This is a genomic window from Lactococcus hircilactis, assembly GCF_009601015.1.
Classification (GTDB): domain Bacteria; phylum Bacillota; class Bacilli; order Lactobacillales; family Streptococcaceae; genus Lactococcus; species Lactococcus hircilactis.
Window position 1 is genome coordinate 1 of sequence record NZ_WITJ01000041.1, and the last position, 2722, is coordinate 2722.

Genomic DNA, 2722 nt, shown 5'->3' on the forward strand with positions numbered 1-2722 from the left:
TAAAGTTTTGTGAGGTAACAGGAGCATTGATGATGGTTGAGTTCAGTGAAGCACGGTTATCGTACACATCTCCTGCTTGTTGCCCTGTCGGTCTGATCGTGATTTGAAGCGTGATCGATGCGCCAACTGCCAAAGACGGATCTGCGGCGATGATGGCTTTTGCGTTGGCATCTGGAGTTCCCTGTTTCCAGCCAGTCTGTGTGGCGCTCCATGTGCCTGAACTTGGTGGCGTGCCCATAATCGTGTTTGGATTCGTTTTTTCGTTATATTTGTTTGAGCCTGAGGTATTCGGTGCGGTATCAGTATAGTTGAGAGTGACCGGATTTCCTGCGGAGTCCTTTCCAGTAACATTACCATTACTATCAACGATCTTCACGGACTGAATTGTGTAGCCGCCGTGGAGTTTGGAGCCTCGACTGTCGCCATCATAAGGGAGGACATCCATAATCGTGAGTGCTGGTTGAGCATTGACGGAGTAGTTGCCTCCTGTGACGGTATAGGTGATGTCTGTTGAGGCCGCACGAGCGGTTGGATCTGTGATGGCCGCATCATTTGGACCATCTTCAATCGCCGTTTTGTCGGCTTCTTTATCTGGCGTGACTTGCTGGATGAGCTGCTCGACAAAACCTGCCGAGGATTGGCGCACACTCGTGTTAGATCCTGTGCCATCAACATTTGCAGGCTGTCCATCAATCCACATCGAGGCAACTGTTGTTACCGCGAGCGTTCCTGTTAGTCCTTGGCTATTAAAGCTCAGTTGACTGATAGTTGATGTTGCTTTAAAATCAACCTCTGTCCCTGTTGCCATGAGCGTTTGAGACATTTTGTTGAAATTCCATTGCAGGACTTCTTGACCACTGGCATTGGTTGTCAACGTCGGATCTGGTAATGGGTTGCCAGTCGCATCGACGGCGGAGCCGGACTTATAGTGGATTCCGACAGGGAGCGTGGTCACAAGATTTGAGTCAAAAGTCACATTTGAACTTCCACTCGGGATGCCTTGGATTTTGATTGAAACATCCTGTGAGGTTTGGTATGTCGCCTGAGTCACACTGGTTCTTGAAGTGATTGAGAAAGGTTTGACAAAGGCCGACTCTGCCATTTGATTCCAATAAACTTGTGAAACCGTACTTCCACCAATCGTGCCATTTTTGTTATTAACAGTTCCATCTGAGTTAAAGGTTGTTGGAATGTACTGTCCGACATAGCTGGCATTCGTTGTGTTATTGACTGTATTATTTGTTGGAGCGGTCGTTATCAAATCAACTAATAAATTCCCACTACTGTCAAGATCCTGTGTCGTATGAAAGACAGTTAGCGGATTGCCTGCGGGCGTTTTCGCCCCAGCTGTATTTTGTATCACAAGTAAAGGAATGGCAGTTGTAATATCCTTAGAAGAATCAATATTACCACTTGGATCAGAAGGGGCAAAAGCTTTAGTCGTCACACGAACTGCTGAAACTTTCCCTGCCGACGCTGCCGCTGCATACGTCGAATACCACGTGTATTGAGCATAAGTCTTGACATAGCTTAAGTCTTTCATGGTCACTGGTGCTGTTTGAGAAAAGTTAGTGGCGACGCCCCATTCTTCTAATACATATTTTTGAGTCCCAGCTTGACCAATAGACATCAGTCGACTATTATCATAAGCAAATGCTGATGGATCCCAATTATAAATCGTATCTCTTTGTTGAAACGCAAATCCCAGATCAATTGTGTCTGACTGAGCATAAATTTTTTCACCGGTATATAAAAGATCATCTCCATAATTTTGACTGAAAGTAGTTCCTGATTGTGAACAGTTAATACGGGCGGCAGTTCCACCATCCACTGAATGAACCGTTCCGCCATTAAGACCTGGGTATGTGACGTTTCCTCCTGCAGCAGCTGCTTGATCCAAGATAGGAGAGGTTACTAAATTTATTGGAGAGGAATATGAACCACTAGAGTTATAATTCGTTGTATAGCTCAATGTCCCACCATTATTTGTCAAGGTTTGCGATTTTCCATTGGCATCATTATAGGTGATCGTTGATACAGTCAGATTATAGGTGTAGCTCGTCCAGTTATTCGCTTTGGCGAGATTTTGCGTGGTCGTTCTGTCCCAGCCGAGAATCATCTCCATACTGGAGAAAGATTTTGCAAGCGAAGTCGGTGTGATTGCCCCAGTCATGTTATAAGTATAGGGACTGTAAACGCCAGAGTAGTTGGTATTTGTGACGCTACCTGCACTGCTTGCGGTGAAGGTCCCTGAGTTATAGACCCCTTGACTCGCAAGATTACTTGCGGGTTGAGTCATATTGATCTGACCTGTATTGGCATTTGGTGCATCGAGGGCTTGCGTGTACTTGCTGGCATAGCCTGAGCCTGAGTTATAGGTAAAGGCGGACGTGCGATTGAGCGTCGCAGGAGCGTAGGCATTGACTGTGGGGCTTGCCATCTGACTTGTCGTAAGTGCGGTCGCTGTCCCACTGCTTGGGGTGTAAGTCCCTGAGTTTGATAGGCTGTAGGAGATGGTCCCTGTCGGATAGGTTGCACCGACATAGGGATTGGTCCATGATTTGTGTTCTGCGAGCGGTTGAAGCGCGATGACTGCTGCGACATCATCCGCATCAAGATTACTATTCGATCCCCCAAAGACAGTCGTTCCTGCTTGGGTTTGTCCTTTGACAAGCGTCACTCCGACACTTGGCGCTGCTGAAACCGTCGTCGCTGATGGACT

1 pseudogene is annotated in these 2722 nt (G+C 46.9%); it reads right to left on the reverse strand.

The features are described from left to right. Positions 1-2722 (reverse strand): annotated as a pseudogene (locus GHI93_RS12930) (hypothetical protein); the annotation flags it as partial.